This is a genomic window from uncultured Anaerococcus sp. (genome assembly GCF_963510575.1).
GTDB lineage: Bacteria > Bacillota > Clostridia > Tissierellales > Peptoniphilaceae > Anaerococcus.
The window spans coordinates 1-16,373 of the sequence record NZ_CAUPFR010000030.1 but is presented as its reverse complement, the minus strand read 5'-3'; the positions used below and the strand labels follow the sequence as shown (position 1 = coordinate 16,373).

General features: G+C 39.8%; 13 protein-coding genes and 9 tRNA genes. 5 read left to right on the top strand and 17 right to left on the bottom strand.

Annotated features, from left to right (window positions below):
* Positions 1-476 precede the first annotated feature (476 nt).
* The 3 genes from RQ907_RS03695 to ald form a co-directional block, all read right to left on the bottom strand.
* Positions 477-1,760 carry a hypothetical protein gene (locus RQ907_RS03695; RefSeq protein ID WP_311492049.1) on the bottom strand — a complete coding sequence of 428 codons (1,284 nt, stop codon included), beginning with the start codon at positions 1,758-1,760 and terminating at the stop codon, positions 477-479.
* 416 nt (positions 1,761-2,176) lie between these two features.
* Positions 2,177-2,659, bottom strand: coding sequence for a hypothetical protein (locus RQ907_RS03690; RefSeq protein ID WP_311492048.1), 483 nt, complete (start codon positions 2,657-2,659; stop codon positions 2,177-2,179).
* Positions 2,660-3,467: 808 nt separating this feature from the next.
* Positions 3,468-4,577 carry an alanine dehydrogenase gene (ald, locus tag RQ907_RS03685; RefSeq protein WP_311492047.1) on the bottom strand — a complete coding sequence of 370 codons (1,110 nt, stop codon included), beginning with the start codon at positions 4,575-4,577 and terminating at the stop codon, positions 3,468-3,470.
* A 1,113-nt stretch (positions 4,578-5,690) separates the two neighbouring features.
* On the opposite strand from ald, the gene RQ907_RS03680 reads away from it, so the two are divergent.
* Positions 5,691-6,518, top strand: a complete 828-nt coding sequence (locus tag RQ907_RS03680) for a Cof-type HAD-IIB family hydrolase (RefSeq protein WP_311492046.1) — start codon at positions 5,691-5,693, stop codon at positions 6,516-6,518.
* A 117-nt stretch (positions 6,519-6,635) separates the two neighbouring features.
* Complete coding sequence (locus tag RQ907_RS03675) at positions 6,636-8,009, top strand: sodium:alanine symporter family protein (protein WP_311492045.1); 1,374 nt, start codon at positions 6,636-6,638, stop codon at positions 8,007-8,009.
* Between the two features lie 51 nt (positions 8,010-8,060).
* Here RQ907_RS03675 and RQ907_RS03670 read toward each other — a convergent pair whose 3' ends face one another.
* Positions 8,061-8,630 carry a DUF3783 domain-containing protein gene (locus tag RQ907_RS03670; protein ID WP_311492044.1) on the bottom strand — a complete coding sequence of 190 codons (570 nt, stop codon included), beginning with the start codon at positions 8,628-8,630 and terminating at the stop codon, positions 8,061-8,063.
* A 107-nt stretch (positions 8,631-8,737) separates the two neighbouring features.
* Here RQ907_RS03670 and RQ907_RS03665 point away from each other — a divergent pair, with 107 nt between their 5' ends.
* On the top strand, positions 8,738-9,214 hold the full coding sequence (locus RQ907_RS03665) for a hypothetical protein (protein WP_311492043.1): 477 nt from the start codon (positions 8,738-8,740) through the stop codon (positions 9,212-9,214).
* A 1,210-nt stretch (positions 9,215-10,424) separates the two neighbouring features.
* On the opposite strand, the gene RQ907_RS03660 is transcribed toward RQ907_RS03665, so the two are convergent.
* From RQ907_RS03660 to RQ907_RS03650, 3 genes are read right to left on the bottom strand one after another with little or no spacing between them, the layout of a single operon-like run.
* Positions 10,425-12,269 carry a heavy metal translocating P-type ATPase gene (locus RQ907_RS03660; RefSeq protein WP_311492042.1) on the bottom strand — a complete coding sequence of 615 codons (1,845 nt, stop codon included), beginning with the start codon at positions 12,267-12,269 and terminating at the stop codon, positions 10,425-10,427.
* Positions 12,270-12,494 carry a heavy metal-associated domain-containing protein gene (locus tag RQ907_RS03655; protein WP_311492041.1) on the bottom strand — a complete coding sequence of 75 codons (225 nt, stop codon included), beginning with the start codon at positions 12,492-12,494 and terminating at the stop codon, positions 12,270-12,272. It abuts the gene before it with no gap.
* A 12-nt stretch (positions 12,495-12,506) separates the two neighbouring features.
* Positions 12,507-12,809: a metalloregulator ArsR/SmtB family transcription factor gene (locus tag RQ907_RS03650; protein WP_311492040.1), complete on the bottom strand. Its 303-nt coding sequence runs from the start codon at positions 12,807-12,809 to the stop codon at positions 12,507-12,509.
* 171 nt (positions 12,810-12,980) lie between these two features.
* On the opposite strand from RQ907_RS03650, the gene RQ907_RS03645 reads away from it, so the two are divergent.
* Both RQ907_RS03645 and RQ907_RS03640 read left to right on the top strand, forming a co-directional pair.
* Complete coding sequence (locus RQ907_RS03645) at positions 12,981-13,199, top strand: hypothetical protein (protein ID WP_311492039.1); 219 nt, start codon at positions 12,981-12,983, stop codon at positions 13,197-13,199.
* Positions 13,200-13,212: 13 nt separating this feature from the next.
* A complete protein-coding gene (locus tag RQ907_RS03640; RefSeq protein WP_311492038.1) occupies positions 13,213-13,449 on the top strand; it encodes a DUF2922 domain-containing protein in 237 nt (78 codons plus the stop codon).
* Between the two features lie 180 nt (positions 13,450-13,629).
* Here the strand turns inward: RQ907_RS03640 and RQ907_RS03635 are convergent, their stop codons facing one another.
* The 10 genes from RQ907_RS03635 to RQ907_RS03590 all read right to left on the bottom strand — a co-directional run bounded on the left by RQ907_RS03635 (position 13,630) and on the right by RQ907_RS03590 (position 16,354).
* The gene (locus tag RQ907_RS03635; RefSeq protein ID WP_311492037.1) at positions 13,630-14,142 is read right to left on the bottom strand and encodes a nitroreductase family protein; all 513 of its coding nucleotides are present in this window, start codon (positions 14,140-14,142) and stop codon (positions 13,630-13,632) included.
* A 1,111-nt stretch (positions 14,143-15,253) separates the two neighbouring features.
* Positions 15,254-15,330: transfer RNA gene (locus RQ907_RS03630), tRNA-Ile, on the bottom strand.
* Between the two features lie 64 nt (positions 15,331-15,394).
* Positions 15,395-15,471, bottom strand: a tRNA-Ile gene (locus RQ907_RS03625).
* Positions 15,472-15,520: 49 nt separating this feature from the next.
* Positions 15,521-15,596 (bottom strand) — tRNA-Trp (locus RQ907_RS03620).
* 38 nt (positions 15,597-15,634) lie between these two features.
* Positions 15,635-15,710 (bottom strand) — tRNA-Phe (locus tag RQ907_RS03615).
* 5 nt (positions 15,711-15,715) lie between these two features.
* A tRNA-Ser gene (locus RQ907_RS03610) sits at positions 15,716-15,809 on the bottom strand.
* Between the two features lie 19 nt (positions 15,810-15,828).
* Positions 15,829-15,918, bottom strand: a tRNA-Ser gene (locus RQ907_RS03605).
* A gap of 131 nt (positions 15,919-16,049) precedes the next feature.
* Positions 16,050-16,125 (bottom strand) — tRNA-Lys (locus tag RQ907_RS03600).
* Positions 16,126-16,129: 4 nt separating this feature from the next.
* Positions 16,130-16,205: transfer RNA gene (locus RQ907_RS03595), tRNA-Gln, on the bottom strand.
* 72 nt (positions 16,206-16,277) lie between these two features.
* A tRNA-Arg gene (locus RQ907_RS03590) sits at positions 16,278-16,354 on the bottom strand.
* Positions 16,355-16,373: the final 19 nt, after the last annotated feature.

Genomic DNA, 16,373 nt, shown 5'->3' with positions numbered 1-16,373 from the left:
AGTTTGCCGAAGGCAAACACATTATCCCCCGAGAGGGGTCGCCCGGAGGGTGTAAGTCTCCACGAGCCGACGGGCTTGCCGGGGGTGTAAGGGGGAAACAGATGAGGGAACGTGCGAAACGTTCCCTAGGGTTTCCCCCTTAGAACGAAGATTCAACTGTAAATAAATTTATAATATTTAATATCAAGATAATTTAAAATCATATCTATAAGAATAGATTATCATGGATAAATAGACTCACCTAGTGAAAAGGTCCCTTGGGCCTCCCCTTTGAACGGAGGGGTCATGTTAATGACCTAGAACATTTATAATAAAAAATAATATAATTAAATAAAGGATAGGTTTTGGTGGAATATTAAAAACCTCCCTTTTTTAAAAAGGAAGGTTTTTATTCAAGTGAGTACCCGGGTATTTATTTGTAAGGACAGACCCAAGAGTGCACTCTTTTTAGGTCTATTCTTGAGATTCTAAATTAATTAGTCTCTTTTGCTTGCTGCGTATGCAACTGAAGCTGCTGCTAGGATGCCTGCAACGCCTGCGATTCCAGCAATACCAGTTCTAGCGTTAGCGCCTGCTTCTCTAGCTGGTTTGTTTTCTTTTTCTTTAGCTGGAGCTTCTTCTTTTTCTTCTTTTTCTGGAGCTTCTTCTTTTTCTTCTTTAGCTGGAGCTTCTTCTTTCTTGTCATCGCTGATCATATCTTGAAGTTTGTCAGATTTTTCGTTTAATTGTTTTGTAACTTCTTCTGCAGATAGTTCTTTTTCTTCATCAGCGTAAGCTGTAGCTACGAAAGCTGATTTTTTAGCAAGATATTTGTCAGCAAGTTTAACTAATGCTTCACATTCAGAAACAAGTTTGTTGATTGCAGCTTCTTTGCCAGCAATTTTCTTTGGAGCAAGTTTCTTTAATAGGTTAACTGCTTCGATTGTTGTAAGAGCTTTTTCTCTAGCTGCTGCTAATTGGCTTAGGTTAAATTCTTTTTGAGCTTTTTTAACTCTAGCGTCTTCTGGTTTAACGATTTGAACGCCGTTAGCACCTGTTTGAACTGCGTATCCGTAGATTCTAGCCCAACCTTCAAGGTCTTTTACTGCATCTTCATATTCTTTTTTAGCATCATCATATGCTTTTTTAGCTGTTCTGTAAGCTGTATCTTTAGCTGTCTTTGTAAGCTCAGCTGCTTTTAGGTTTTCATAAGCTTGAGTCTTGTCGCCGTAAGCTTTTAATTTTAATCTGTATTCAACTATAGCATTTACGTATCTGTTTATAGCTGTGTTGAATTGTTCATTTGTGTAACCAGCTTTTTTAACAGCATAATTTTCGACAATTGATCTTATTTTTTCTGGTTTGAATCCAAGATCTTGATAATTTTCAATATCTTTTGCTGCACTAAATTTAGTTACAGATACTAGGTTTAGAGCGCCTGCTGCTTCTTCAACTGGTCTTCTTTCAATTCTCTTTAATGATTCAAGAGTACCAGCTTCGTTGTATGAAAGTTTTGCTTCTGGGAAGTATGCAAAGTAAGCATCTGCTGCTGCTTTTCTTGCTGCTTCTGCTGCGTCTAATTCTTTTTTAGCATTTTCAAGTTTTAATTCTGCTGCTAAGAAAGCTTTGTATTTAGCGTTAGCTACGTCTAATCTTTCGTCATATCTTTCTAAAGAAAGAGCTTGTCCTGAGTATCTTGATTCTGCTGCAACTGCTGGAGCTACTGCACCAAGACCTAGAGCTAGTGCTAAAGCACCTGCTGCTAATTTATTCATTTTCATAATTTTAATTCTCCTTTGAATTATTTCGATTTTGTATTGTACTTTGTGTACTCACTTTACAATTATTATCTTACAATCTTATCTTCATATTGTCAACACATTTGAGGAATTTATAAATATATATAAAATTTATAGAAATATTTATAAATTTAGGTTATTTGGCTTTTGGGATGGGCTTTGTTTTTAAAACCCATTTCAAGCCAGCGACTATCCCTCATTTAGGTCCAGCCATTCGATAGGTTGATTTTTGCTTTCCCTTGGCATCTATGTGTTGATAATGATTTTAAAAATCATAATCTAATAACTTTCATGATATCATACTCATTTACCTGTATATATCAAGACTAGTTTTATCTAGTGATTTTATTATAACACTTTTGGGCCAGGTGTCAATAGATTGTGTAGAAATTTTGTAGCTACTTGGTGAGATAGCCTGTCATGTAGCGGAGGGTTTTTTCCCTTTCTAGGGTTTTGATCAAGATTTCTTCCATTAGGAGTGCCTTGGCTAGGGTCCTATTTTGGATGAGGGACTTGTTTTTGTTGAGGGTGGCTATTTCTTCGCCTGAGTCTAGGACTATAATGGTGCCTTTGATTTCTTTGATGAATTTGACATTGATGAAGGCACGGTTGTTTTCTGCTATGTCTGTGGCTCTGAGTTTGAAGCCAAAGAAGACGTGGTTGCTGTCGATGGCGTAGGGAATGTTTCTTAAAACTTGGTAGTTTTCTTTGATTTTTTTGTCCATTTGCCTTTTGTTTTTGCCCTTGGCTTCGTAGAGGTTTTTGAGGTAGAGGGCTGGGTTTCTTTGGTCTAGGATGGTTTTATCTTCTCTATATATACGGGAATATATCCCCCTGCCTTTTACTTGTTCTGGCAAGATGGCAATTATTTCATGATACATATAAACTCCTTCCAAAGTCTTTTTAGACTTTAAATGTACTTTTATTGTACAGTGAAATTTATTTTTTGGCAAGGAGTTTTTGTTTTTTCGCCTAAAAGGCTTTTAGGATGTTTTTAGGTCTCCGCCCTTGACTAAATGAGCCTTAGCGAACGCATGGAGAAGTCTCTCGCATTCTTTGTCTAGTCCTTATGATTTGGGTGTCATGTCAGTCTGGAAAGCAAAAAGCATTTTTCAAGCAAATCCCAAGTCCTTACCAGAGCCAATCCCGAATTGGTCCAGAGGTTTCTCGGCTACGGTCGAAACGAGGGTGTGGGGTTTGAGTTTATCTTGGATGATTTATATAATTGTTATTTAAAATTAATCTTAAACTTTGAAATATAGTCAGGACTACCGTCCTCCCCTCGTCTCGAGCGAGCAAAGCGAGTTGAGAGATCTCTTGCCATCTTCATTAAATAATTACGGTTTGGGTGTCTAGTTAATCTTAGAATCATGTCCAATTTACAAAAAAATCCCAAGTCACAACCAGAGCCAGTCCCGAATTGGTCCAGAGGTTTCTCGGCTACGGTCGAAACGAGGGTGTGGGGTTTGAGTTTATCTTGGATGATTTATATAATTGTTATTTAAAATTAATCTTAAACTTTGAAATATAGTCAGGACTACCGTCCTCCCCTCGTCTCGAGCGAGCAAAGCGAGTTGAGAGATCTCTTGCCATCTTCATTAAACAATTACGGTTTAGGTGTCTAGTTAATCTTAAAATGATGTCCAATTTACAAAAAAATTCCCCAGCCTTTTAGGGCTGGGGGTTGTTTTAGATTTCTAGTTGTTTGTATTCACGGTTGGTGTCTTTGGCTACTGATGCTATGGTGACTTGGCCCTTGTGGGTGTTGACGCCTGTGGCTAGTTCTGGGTATTTTTCTATAGCTTCTTTAAGGCCATATTTGCCGAGGGCCTTGGCGTAGATGGTTGTGGCGTTTGAGAGGGCGTAGGTTGATGTCATAGCGACTGCGCCTGGGATGTTGCCTACTGCGTAGAAGGTTACACCGTATTCTTTGAATACTGGGTGGGTGTGGCTGGTAGCGTGGTCTTTTGTGATGTCTGTTGAACCACCTTGGTCGATGGCTACGTCTACTACTACTGACCCTTCTTTCATTTTCTTGACTGTGTCTACCTTTATTAGTTGTGGAGCACGTCTACCTGGGATGAGGACTGTGGAGATGACGAGGTCTGCCCCACTTACTGCTTCGTCAATGTTGAGTGGGTTTGAGTAGAGGGTTTCGATTTTGTCTGGGAAGATGTTGTGGAGTTTGGTGAGTGAGTCGATGTTTACATCTAGGACTGTAACCCTTGCTCCCATGCCGACTGCGATTCGGGTGGCAGCTGTGCCTACTGTTCCTGCACCGACTATGACTACGTTGGCTGGCCTAACTCCTGGCACGCCTTGGAGGAGGATGCCCCTGCCTCCTTCTGGTTTGGTTAGGTATCTAGCGCCTTCTTGGACTGCCATCCTGCCTGCAATTTCAGACATTGGACGGAGTAGGGGAAGCTTTTTGTCTTTGATAACTGTCTCAAAACCTATGGCTGTTACCTTGTTTTTGATTAGCTCGTCAAGGAGTTCCTCGTTGCCAGCTAGGTGGAGGTAGGCGTAAATGATTAGGCCTTCCCTAAGGTATTTGTATTCCTCTTTGAGAGGCTCTTTGACCTTATAAATGATGTCAGATTTTTGCCAAACATCGGCAGCAGTATCAAGAATCTTAGCCCCTGCTTCTGCGTAATCATCATCTGTAATGCCAGAACCAAGTCCAGCTCCAGCTTCAACAAGGACCTCAATCCCATTTTTAACAAGATCAGCCACAGCACCAGGCACCGCAGCAACTCTTGACTCTTGGTCTTTTAATTCTTTAGGTATTCCAATAATCATTTTTTTACCTCCCATATTATATAGAACTTAATTTTTCAATTATATTTAATATTATACCGAATTTGGGACTATTATCCGAGATAATTTATCTTTTTTCTTCTTATCCGAGATAAGTTATCTATTTTCTTCTTATCCGAGATAAGTTATCTATTTTATATGTGATAATTTTATTTACTATTGAATCTTCGTAATTTTGTAAATTAGATTATCTAGGTCATTAACATGACCCCTCCGTAAAAAGGGGGAGCCCCAAGGGACCTTCCGCAGGGTCCCTCATCGGGCTCCCCCTTGCACCCCCTCACCGTTACACCCCCGAGCGACTCCTTAGCGGAGTGCGAATAAGGTAGCTTGCTTTCGCAAGCTTCTTTGTGTAGAGTAAATGACCTTGTTTAAGAAAACTGTTCTCCCCAGAGATTCTTTAATCTACGGGTTGCTAAAAACTGATAACTCGCTAACGCTCAAACAATCAGTTTTCTTTACGCAACCCTCGATTAAAAATCTTTGTCCGGTAAAAAAGAGATTTTATCTCGAAGTTTTAGGCTTACTAAGCTCGTTTGGCTTCGCCAAACAATGCTATATGAGTTTTTCTTCCAAACGAAGAAGATAAAAAACTCAAGACCAAGTATTTTTGTAAATGAGGGAGGCGTTAAGAAAATCTCACTGACAGCCACCTGCTAGTTAAGTTATTGTTGCTACTGTGAACCAAGATTAAAATAAAAAGTAAAAGTCAGACGAGATTGAGATTTTTAGCCGACTTAATTTCAAAAAAGTTAGAAGCTAGTCCAACTTAAACAAGGGAACCTACATACCAACAAGTTTGCCGAAGGCAAACACATTATCCCCCGAGAGGGGTCGCCCGGAGGGTGTAAGTCTCCACGAGCCGACGGGCTTGCCGGGGGTGTAAGGGGGAAACAGATGAGGGAACGTGCGAAACGTTCCCTAGGGTTTCCCCCTTTGAACGGAGGGGTCATGTAAATGACCTAGATATAATTTTTGATATGTTTAATATCGGATTAAGAAAAAAAGGTGTTAATCCTGGATTAATAGACTCACCTAGTGAAAAAAAGATTGTTTCGTCTCGGACGAAAGAGAAAAAAATAGTATAATATCTTTATGATTAAATTAATTACAATTGATGTGGATGGTACCTTGGTTACTCCACTTAAGAGATTAACACAAAAAAATATCAAAGAAATTGACAGGGCTAGGGATCTTGGGGTTCATATTGCGCTTGCTTCTGGTAGGCCTTTTCATTCTATGGAGAAGTACATAAAAAGGCTTGGGCTTATGAAGGAGGGGCATTTTTCTGTTTGCCAAAACGGGTCTTATATTGTGGATAATGCGACTAAGAAGCCTATTGCCGGTTCTTTCCAGACTGTTTCTGATTTGGTTAGACTTGATGAGTTGATGGCTGGTTTTGATGTAGAGGTTTCTGCTATGGATGATGTTGGTTTTTATACCAGGCACAAAAATCCTAGTATCTATACTCAGATGGATGCCGTTATTAATAGCCTAACTCTTACTCCCGTTAATTACGAAGATTTCCCAGAGGATATGCGTTTTGGCAGGTTTTTGATTTTGGGTTCTAAGGCAAGTATCAAGAAGGTTTTGGCGAATATGCCTAAGGAAGTTTCAGAAAATTATTACGCTGTTCAGACTGCCCCTTTTTTGATTGAGGTTATGAATAAGACTGCAAACAAGGGCCATGCTGTTAGGCAGATGGCTGCTAGGCTAGGGATTAGTGCTGATGAAATTATGTCTATTGGCAACGAAAAAAACGACATTCCGATGCTTGAACAGACTGGTTTTCCTGTAGCTATGGCAAATTCCGTGCCAGAGCTTAAGGCTCATGCGAAGTTTATAACCAAGTCTAACCGCCAATCAGGTGTGGGCTATGCAATCGAGAGGCTGATTGATAACGGTCTTGAGATTTTTGAATGAAAAATTTTTGGGGACGACTCTTCGGAGTCGTTTTTTTGTTAAAAAAATTTTATTTCTATGTTGTAATTCATAATTATTAGAATAAAATAATAAAATAATATTTTTAAGGATGACATTATGAGAGAGATTATTGAGAGTTTTAACGACTTTTTGTGGGGTCTGCCCCTTATTTTAGGTATCATGGGTACCGGTATATATATTAGTTTGAGGCTTAAGGGTGTCCAGTTTAGGAAGTTGGGTTTTGCTTTAAAGCATACCCTAGGCAGGATGTTTGAGGATAATGATGAGGCTGACGGTGATATTTCACCATTTTCTGCCCTTGCGACTGCCCTTGCTGCTACAGTTGGTACGGGTAATATTGTCGGTGTTTCCCTTGCTATTATCATGGGCGGCCCGGGTGCTATTTTTTGGATGTGGGTGGCTGCTATCTTTGGTATGGCTACCAAGTTCGCTGAGGTAACACTCGCTCTTGCCTATAGGGAAAAAAAGGCTGGGGCTTTTGTTGGTGGGCCTATGTATTACATAGAGAAAGGTCTCAAGAATAAGAAGCTCGCCAAGACTTTTGCCCTTTTTGCAGCTATAGCTGTTTTTGGTATAGGCAATTCCACCCAGTCAAATGCCATTGCTGGTGTTTTGAGGGATAATTTCGGGATTAGTACCCTAGTAACAGGGCTTGTTTTGAGTATCTTTGCAGGTTTTGTAATTGTTGGTGGCCTTGCCAAAATTTCTAAGGTGACTGAAAAACTCGTGCCTTTTATGTCTTTATTTTATATTTTAGGTTCAGTTTGGATTATTTTCATAAATCGTGCCCACCTCCTTCCAGCAATTGAGTCTATCTTTGTTGGCGCCTTTGCTCCTAGGAGTGTGGCTGGTGGCGTGGCTGGTCTTTCAATTAGGTCAGTTATTTCTGCCGGTGTGGCTAGGGGTGTTTTCACTAATGAGGCTGGTCTTGGTTCATCACCTATGGCCCACGCATCAGCATCGACCGACCACCCTGTTCGCCAAGGTCTTTGGGGAATGGCAGAAGTTTTTGTCGATACTATGGTTATCTGTAGCTTGACTGCCCTTGTGATTTTGACAACAGGTGTCGATAGGTCAGTTGGAGTTGACGCAAGAACCCTAGTGGCATCTGCCTTTGCTTCTACCTCATCTCTTGGCGGCCTAATCTTGTCGCTTGGTATTAGCCTTTTCGCCTTTTCAACCATTCTCGGTTGGGCCTATTATGGCGAACTTGCTAGTTCATATATTTTAGGAGATGGGATTAAGAAATATTACAGGATCCTTTATGTAATTTTCGTTTTTATAGGCGCAAATATGGACTTGGGTCTTGCCTGGACAGTTTCAAATATTCTTAACGGCTTAATGGCGCTTCCAAACCTCTACGCCTTGTGGAGGCTTGCTCCAGTCCTAGTTGGCCTTGAAGAAGACTTCTTCAAAGACCCTCTAAGGATTAGGAAGGGTGTAGAAGAATACGAAGACCTAATAAAGTAAAAGAAAAAAGCAAAAAAAGAGCTTTTCCTCGAGGAATTGCTCTTTTTTGTATTATTGGTTTTCCTTTTCTACTCTAAGGTTTTCGTCCATGAGTTTTAGGTAGTAGGCCTTGGCCTTGTCTATGGTAAAAATTGATGAATCTTGGAAAAAGCCCTTGATTTCTTCTATCAAAGCCTTGGTAGATGAGTCTTCTCCGTATTTTTCCTTTAGGTCTGAGGCCTTTTCTAGTTGGGCATTTATCTTGTGGATTAGGCCCATAGTTCTCGCTTCTTGGTCATTTTCGATTAGAAGTTCCCTTAGGGACCAAGTCACGTTATTTTGGGTAGTTCCAGCCTTGTGTTGGACATTGGCCCCAGCTTCCCTAAGATCATCCATAACGCTGAACATCTTTTCATTATCAAAATTAGAAAATAAAATAAAGTCAAAGTCTATATTCATATTTTTATCTATTTCAGTTTTCTTTTCGTCAGTAAAGCCTTCTAGACCTAGCAAATATCCCACATAGTGGTCAACGTGGTCTTCGCCAACTTCGATAATTTTTACGTCATGGTTCTTGCAAATTTCCTTAAATTTGTCATAATCTTTTGCAAGATGTGTATTATAAAATAGTATTTCTGCCATATTATCCTCATTTCTATATTTATATATAAACTATACTAATCATAAAATGAAGGTCAATTTTGAAAAATGGGTATATAATAATAAGGACTAAGCTCATGGAGGAAAAAATGGAAAACAAAGTTATGGATATAGATTTAAAAATAGTTAAAACCGACAAGATGATTAGAAAGGTCAGACAGGTAAGGGCCATGGTCAAACTTGCCATGAAAAACATGGAAAACCAATATTCTTACACCACAGCCACCTACCTACGTGGCAATATCTTGGGCGATTTCATCAGAAAAAAGAGAACCAACAAGCTAAACGCCACCATAAATAAGGTCCAACAAGCCATGCTAGACCTAGAAGCGGACCTCCTAATCTACGACCAAAATCTAGCAAATAGCCTAAGACTACCAGCAAAAATGGCAGAAGCCGGCAAGGTAAGAGGCCTCCTAGACGACATCACCCTAAAAAGCAGGATGAGACTAAGAGAATTTGACGTAGCAAAAAGCCTAAGAAATTTAGAAAAAATCCTAGCCAGGCTAGAAGAAGACAAAAAGAAATTGAGATTAATAAAGAAAGACAAAAAAGGATTAATATAATATTTTTTTGTTATCCGTGATAACTTAACTATAATTATTATTAATTGTTATTTATGTTTTAAAGTATTAATTGAATCTTCGTAAAAAGGGGGAGGTCCGAAGAATATTTTCACTAGGTGAGTCTATTAATCCAGGATTAACATCTTTTTTTCTTCAATCCGAGATTAATGGTAGTAAAAACTTTGTAAGCAAAGTTTTTACGATTTTCAAAATTTCTCAAGGTGCAAAGCACCGCAGCAGAAATTTATGAAAAACCTTATGTAATTTTTTACAATAAATGTGACGAATAGGAACATTAATTGTAAAAAGATTACGTTCTTTTTCTTGTTAATCCGAGATTGACTGCATCATCTATATTTTCTCAGTCATTTACATGACTGCTCCGTTCAAAGGGGAGGCCCGAGGGGGCGGCAGCGCTCTAGGCCGCTTGGGCAAAATCCCCCTCACCCGCCTCCCATTAAATCCCGAAAAAGCCCGTCGGCTCGTGGAGACCTACACCCCCGACTGCTCCTTAGCGGAGTGCGAATATAGAAGCTTGCCTTTTCGGCAAGCTTTTTTTAGTAGGGAGAATGTCCTTGTATTAGATGATGTATCTCTCCAGAGATTTCTAATCGTCAGGTTGCTAAAAATCGCAAACTCGCTACGCTCAAACATGCGATTTTCTTAACGCAACCCTTGATTAGAAATCTTTGCCTGATAGATGGGAAAATCTGTCTCGATGTACCAGAGTTTACCAGGCTCGTTTGGCTTCGCCAAACATTGCTAAATGAGTTTTGTCTTTCTTATACGAAGAGTTTAAAACTTAAGACCTTGTATTTTAAAATCCCAAGACTCCGTTTAAAAAATTGCACTGACAACTCTTTACGAATAAAAGTATTATAAATACTGTGAGGTAATAAAAAATACAAAACACAAGTCAGACGAGATTGCAATTTTTAGGAGGCTTGGGATTTTAAAAAGTTAGGATAATAGTTATCTAGAACAACGGGTTCTCCATACCAACACGTTTGCCAATAGGCAAACTCCTTGTCCCACGAGAGTGGTCGCCCGGAGGGGTAACGGAAGGGGTTTTAAAGGGGACCCGATGGGGGAACGTGCGAAACGTTCCCCTGGGGTCCCCTTTTTACGAAGATTCAATTGTAAATAATCTTAACCAAATAAAATATAAAGTTATTTTATAAGTTTAAAAGTTAAAGAAAAACTTTTCTTATTAAAATTTTTTCTTCAGTATCCTCATTGCCCAAACTATAGCTATTATTGATACTCCAACATCTCCAAATATTGCTAGCCACATTGAGGCGTGGCCTAGGAGTCCTAGGATTAGGATGGCTATTTTTACAGTCATGATGAAGAATATATTTTGCATGACTGTGATATTTGTTAGGTTGGCTATTTTCATTAGTTTGGTTAGTTGGCTGAACTCACCGTTGGCTACTAGGATGTCTGATGATTCTATGGCGAGATCTGAGGCTGTTTCACCCATAGATATGCCGACGCTTGCGTTTTTTAGGACTGGGGCATCGTTGATGCCGTCTCCTACAAAGACTACCTTGTGACCCTTTTCCTTAAAATCTTTCATGACTTCTAGCTTATCTTTTGGCATTAGTTCTGCATAGTAGTCTGTAAGGTCTAGTTCCTCTGCCAAGTCTCTTACTGGGCCTGTTGAGTCGCCTGATACTATGGCAATTTTCTTGAAATCTTTTTTTAGACAGTGAATTGTGTTTTTGCTGTCTTTTTTGATTTCATCTTCTATTATTACCTTGGCAATGGCTTTGCCATCTATGCCTAGATATACAGCTCTTGTTGCATCATTTTCTATGCCTATAAATTTGGCTGAGCCGATTTTTACTTCTTCATTTTCCTGGCTTAGGGCTACAACCCCTAGCCCACTTTTGTTGTCAACTGTCTTAAATAGGTCAGGATTTTCTGCCCTGTCTATTGATTTTACGATACCTCTGGCGATTGGATGGGTGGATAGTTTCTCGATATTATAGATATAATCGAGGGCCCTTTCCTTATCGTAGTCTGCCAAAAATTCTATGTCTTTTACTACAAATTCACCTGTGGTGAGGGTGCCTGTCTTGTCTGTAAGAAGGATGTCTGCTGAGACTAGTTCCTCGAAATATTGGCTACCCTTGATTAGGATTCCTTCCTTGCTGGCAAGGCCAAGACCTGACATAAATGATAGTGGAACTGACAAAACTAGGGCACATGGGCAGGATAAGACCAAGAAGGTGGCTGCCCTTAATAGGTAATCTGACCAAGCTCCTCCCATGAAAAGTGGTGGGAAAATGGCAAGTAAGATTGCAAAGGCAACTACTAAGGGTGTGTAAACCTTGGCAAATCTAGTGATTAGCCTTTCGCTTTGGGATTTTGACATATGGGAATCTTCGATTAGCTCGATGATTTTTGCTGCAACAGAGTCGTCAAATTCCTTGCTGGCTTGGTATTTGATTATTCCTTGGGTAATGATTGATGATGAGATTATCTCATCGCCAGCCTTTACCTCTACTGGCATGGATTCGCCTGTTACTGAAGATGTGTCTACAAGAGCAGTTCCTTCTGTAACTATGCCGTCAACACCAACTTTTTCCCCGTCACGTACCATCAAAATATCGCCCACTTCTACATCATCAAGGTCGATTTCTTCGACTGTTCCATCGGCTAGAACCTTGTTGGCTAGGTCTGGAACGAGGTCTAAGAGGCCCTTGATATTTTCCTTAGAAGAATGAGTGGCAATTTCCTCAAAAAGTTCACCAAATCCGTAGAAAACCATAACAGCTATGGCCTCGAGGTAGTCACCTATGATAAAGGCTGTGACTGTGGCAATGGTCATTAGGAAGTTCTCATCTAGAGCCTTGCCACGTTTGAGACCCTCAAAGGCTGCCGCCAAGACCTCCCAGGATGCCATAATGTAAAGGATTAGAAAGGATACAATTACCCTGACATCTCTAGAACCTTCTCCAACAAAGTAGAAAAGAACATAACTAGCTAGGACAATGGATATGAGTTTGACCAGGTTTTTCTTGTGGTCAGCAGTCATTGACTTAAACATTTAGTCCACCAAAATTTTTGATCCTGGTTCAATCTTATCAGCAATTTCATTTGCCTTTGAGATTAAATCATCAAGGTCAACATCATCTCTTAGGTCAAATTTAACCTTTTCTGATAAAAATGAAACATTAACGCTTTCTACCCCGTCTAATTTTCCTAAAGCTTCTTCAATTTTAGCTGCACAATTTGCGCAATCAAGTCCTTCGATTTTGTATTTCTTTTTCATATTTTCCTCCTATTATTCACAAACGTGTTCTAGACCAGTTTCAATAATTAACTTTACGTGCTCATCTAAAAGCGAGTACATGATGGACTTGCCATCCCTTTCGCTCTTGACTAGCTTGTTCTTTTTTAAATTTCTAAGTTGATGGCTAATGGCAGATTGACTCATATCAAGACTTTCTGCTATATCACCAACACTAACTGGGCCCTCAAAGAGCCTGTACATAATTCTCATCCTGGTTGAATCAGAAAAAATCTTGAAAAGATCAGCCAGGTCACTTAGGACATTGTCCGAAATATTATCAATATCTACCTTCATTCGCACCTCTTTTCATATTAGCATCAATTCATATGAATGTATCTTCATATGAATGTATCTTCATATGAATATTGTATCATATTTAAAATAATTGTCAATATTTTCGGGACATTTTTTAAAAAATTTCTACTTATTAGTACGGCGCCAATAAAAAAACATAAAGGAGTTTATATGAAAATTAAAATTAAGTACGACATCAAGGATATCGAGGGTTTAAACAAAAAATCCTATGCAAAAACTTTTACACAAGTAAATGAAGCAGCCAAAGCAGAAGACTTTAAAAATTTCGCAATGGCTTACCTTTCCCTAGTAAAGAATAACGGTAATACAATAAAATTCAAAGTCTACAAGACAAACGAAGAAGAAATCACAAACGGCAATACATTATAAGGAGGAATATTAGATGACTAAAACAATTAAGAAAAAACTAAAATTATACTTTAAAGATGCAAACAACGGCCAAAGGACAGTGGCGATAGACTATCCTAAGGATTCTTACGATGATAATGATGTAAGTACTGCCATGAATACAATCCTAAAATCAGGTGTACTTGAGACAAAGAAAGGCAAACTAACAACAAAAGCTAACGCTGAGATGGAAACCATCGAAAAATCTCCATACCAATTGACACAAGCATAAAACCAAGGCCTCCCAAAGGGGAGGTCTTTTTTTGTATATTTCCATTAATAAAATCACAAGCATAATATATATAAGCTGGACATGGTAGTAGGAATTCTATTAAAAATCAGGACAGGTTCCTATACTCTAATTTAAAATCTAAATATTTTTAAAGTTTAGTCGCTCGTTTTCTTATATCTCCTAAATATATTTAACAAGGTCTTCAAGATTTTTTCTATCATTATGTTTAGGAAGTGGGCCTGCTCCCTCAGCTGGATAACCAAGGTCAATCATACAAACGACAACTTCATCGTCTGGGAGATTGAAAACTTCCTTGACCTGATCAGGATCAAGATTATTAATCCAACAAGAATCAACCCCAACATCTTTGGCCCCAAGGATTATATGAGTAGCCACAATGGCAGTATCCTCAAAGCCTGCATCATATTTGCCACCTGGATAGGTGAAAACTTTTGATTTGTCATAGGTAAGGATAAGCACTGTGCTAGCCCCGTAACGGCAAGGTGTCACTTCATCAACCTTAGCCAAAGCCTCATCAGACTCAGCCACATAAATAAGGTAATTTTGCAAATTTTTGGCAGTAGGCGAAAGTCTGGCCGCCTCTAAAATAAGGTCAAGTTGGTCTTTACTAACCTTCCTACCATCATATTTTTTCAAAGAATAACGTTGCCTAGCAAGTTTTAAAAAATCCATAAAATCTCCTTTATATCTTTCTCTTTTACTTATACCCCAATATAAAAATTTATAAATATTTAAAGGACAAACTCAAACTCCAAAACACCTGCGCTTTCCCGACAAAGAAACCCACAAGGTTTCGACATTGGATCTTATTAATCCGAGAAATATCTCTTCGAATATCCTGATCCAGAATTTATGAGATCTCTCACGTCTCACCGAGCCGACAGGCTTGCTCTTCGTAGGTTCGAGATGGCGCTGTGGGATTCGGGGGATTTATTGTAAATAGAACACGATTTTAAAAAGAAACTAATTTTCAAAATACCAACAATCTTAATTATCCAATATAAACCTAACCCAAGTGCACCCCTGGGCCGTCTCGAAAAACACATCAGGTAGAGGAGGACCTCATAAATCTGGGATTTTTCTTCGAATATTCTGGAACAAAATTTATCCAATAAATAAGCACTTCTTAACGAAATACTTGGCGGGGCTTTATAGACTTGTCCTTGCAAATCGAAGATGAGCAATGGAAAGTCTTATGCAGAGGCTTAGTCTTATCCTAGCAAGCGATAGCGAGCTATGGAAAGACTTGCTGATGTCAGGGACTCCATACCTGTGACCTAGTCCCACGCTTGGGTGAAGCGTACAAATTACGCTTCATTTTCGAGACGAACGTAGTGAGTCCGAAAAACTGTTATGAGCTTGCTCATAACCGGTTCTACGTACAAAAAAAGCACTTCGACGTGGAAGTACTTGGTGGGGTTTTATAGACTTGTCCTGACGAGATGAAATCGAGTCACGGAAAGTCTTATGCAGAACTATAGACTTATCCTTGCGAGATGAAATCGAGCTATGGAAAGTCTTAGAGATGTCAGGGACTCGAACCCTGGACCTCTTAAAAGCCCCCTTTATAGACATATCCTAACGAGCAAAGCGAGTTATGGAATGTCTTATGCAAAGCTATTTGGGGCTTTTAAGGCTGAAATATAGGGCGGTAGTCCGAAAGAGGTCATCATCGAGCCGGACGGGCTTGCTCTCAGCAGACGAGTTTCAGCTCGGTTATGACATAACCGGAGGTCCGCCCCAAAATTTCCCCAAAAAAATAAGCACTTCTCAGGGAAATGCTTGGTGGGGCTTCAGGGACTCGAACCCTGGACCTACCGGTTATGAGCCGGGCGCTCTAACCGACTGAGCTAAAGCCCCATATAACTGGTATGTATTTATTTTTAAAATAAATTAAGCCTTAAAGGCTTGTAAAGTGAGATTATGGTGGACCTGAGTAGACTCGAACTACCGACCTCACGCTTATCAGGCGTGCGCTCTAACCACCTGAGCTACAGGTCCATAATATATCATTTTATTATTATCAAACTCTAATCAATTTGAATTTCTTTGGCAGGGGAGACAGGATTTGAACCCGCGACATCCGGTTTTGGAGACCGACGTTCTGCCAGCTGAACTACTCCCCTATATCCATCACCGTAACTATCTAAAAGCTTTGAAAGATTGGTGCCCAGAGGCGGAATCGAACCACCGACACGGGGATTTTCAGTCCCCTGCTCTACCGACTGAGCTATCTGGGCATACTTGGCGGAGAAGGAGGGATTTGAACCCTCGCATCCCGTAAATTGGGATCTACTCCCTTAGCAGGGGAGCCTCTTCAGCCACTTGAGTACTTCTCCATCTATATTTAATACCTTTTGGCGGAGAGGAAGGGATTCGAACCCTTGTGAGCCAAAGACTCTAACGGTTTTCAAGACCGCCCCGTTATGACCGCTTCGGTACCTCTCCTTAATCTATGTAATTAAAGTATTCAAATGGCCTTCGCTATATCCTTACAGATAATAAAAGTAAAATCGTTGAATTATCAACGATATAGCCTAGATTAGACCTAAATCAATTAGGTCTATCTAGTTAATGTTTGGTGACCCATCGGAGATTCGAACTCCGGACGCCCTGATTAAAAGTCAGGTGCTCTACCGGCTGAGCTAATGGATCATATTGGCTGGGATAGCAGGACTCGAACCTACGCATACCAGAGTCAAAGTCTGGTGCCTTACCGACTTGGCTATATCCCAACAGTCACGTACTTGTATATTATATCACAACTTTGACAATTTGGCAAGTTTTATTTGCGAGTGCCTTTTACTTGGCGCGCCTTCCAGGATTCGAACCTGGGACACACGGATTAGAAGTCCGATGCTCTATCCAGCTGAGCTAAAGGCGCATGCTGATACTCTCATACC

What these genes read in the sequence shown, in the direction of transcription:
- RQ907_RS03690 (WP_311492048.1), bottom strand. Translation starts at nt 2,659, where the DNA reads ATGTATCATGAAATAATTGCCATCTTGCCAGAACAAGTAAAAGGCAGG.
- ald (WP_311492047.1), bottom strand. Translation starts at nt 4,577, where the DNA reads ATGATTATTGGAATACCTAAAGAATTAAAAGACCAAGAGTCAAGAGTT.
- RQ907_RS03655 (WP_311492041.1), bottom strand. Translation starts at nt 12,494, where the DNA reads ATGAAAAAGAAATACAAAATCGAAGGACTTGATTGCGCAAATTGTGCA.
- RQ907_RS03650 (WP_311492040.1), bottom strand. Translation starts at nt 12,809, where the DNA reads ATGAAGGTAGATATTGATAATATTTCGGACAATGTCCTAAGTGACCTG.
- RQ907_RS03675 (WP_311492045.1), top strand. Translation starts at nt 6,636, where the DNA reads ATGAGAGAGATTATTGAGAGTTTTAACGACTTTTTGTGGGGTCTGCCC.
- RQ907_RS03635 (WP_311492037.1), bottom strand. Translation starts at nt 14,142, where the DNA reads ATGGATTTTTTAAAACTTGCTAGGCAACGTTATTCTTTGAAAAAATAT.
- RQ907_RS03665 (WP_311492043.1), top strand. Translation starts at nt 8,738, where the DNA reads ATGGAAAACAAAGTTATGGATATAGATTTAAAAATAGTTAAAACCGAC.
- RQ907_RS03645 (WP_311492039.1), top strand. Translation starts at nt 12,981, where the DNA reads ATGAAAATTAAAATTAAGTACGACATCAAGGATATCGAGGGTTTAAAC.
- RQ907_RS03695 (WP_311492049.1), bottom strand. Translation starts at nt 1,760, where the DNA reads ATGAAAATGAATAAATTAGCAGCAGGTGCTTTAGCACTAGCTCTAGGT.
- RQ907_RS03640 (WP_311492038.1), top strand. Translation starts at nt 13,213, where the DNA reads ATGACTAAAACAATTAAGAAAAAACTAAAATTATACTTTAAAGATGCA.
- RQ907_RS03670 (WP_311492044.1), bottom strand. Translation starts at nt 8,630, where the DNA reads ATGGCAGAAATACTATTTTATAATACACATCTTGCAAAAGATTATGAC.
- RQ907_RS03660 (WP_311492042.1), bottom strand. Translation starts at nt 12,269, where the DNA reads ATGTTTAAGTCAATGACTGCTGACCACAAGAAAAACCTGGTCAAACTC.
- RQ907_RS03680 (WP_311492046.1), top strand. Translation starts at nt 5,691, where the DNA reads ATGATTAAATTAATTACAATTGATGTGGATGGTACCTTGGTTACTCCA.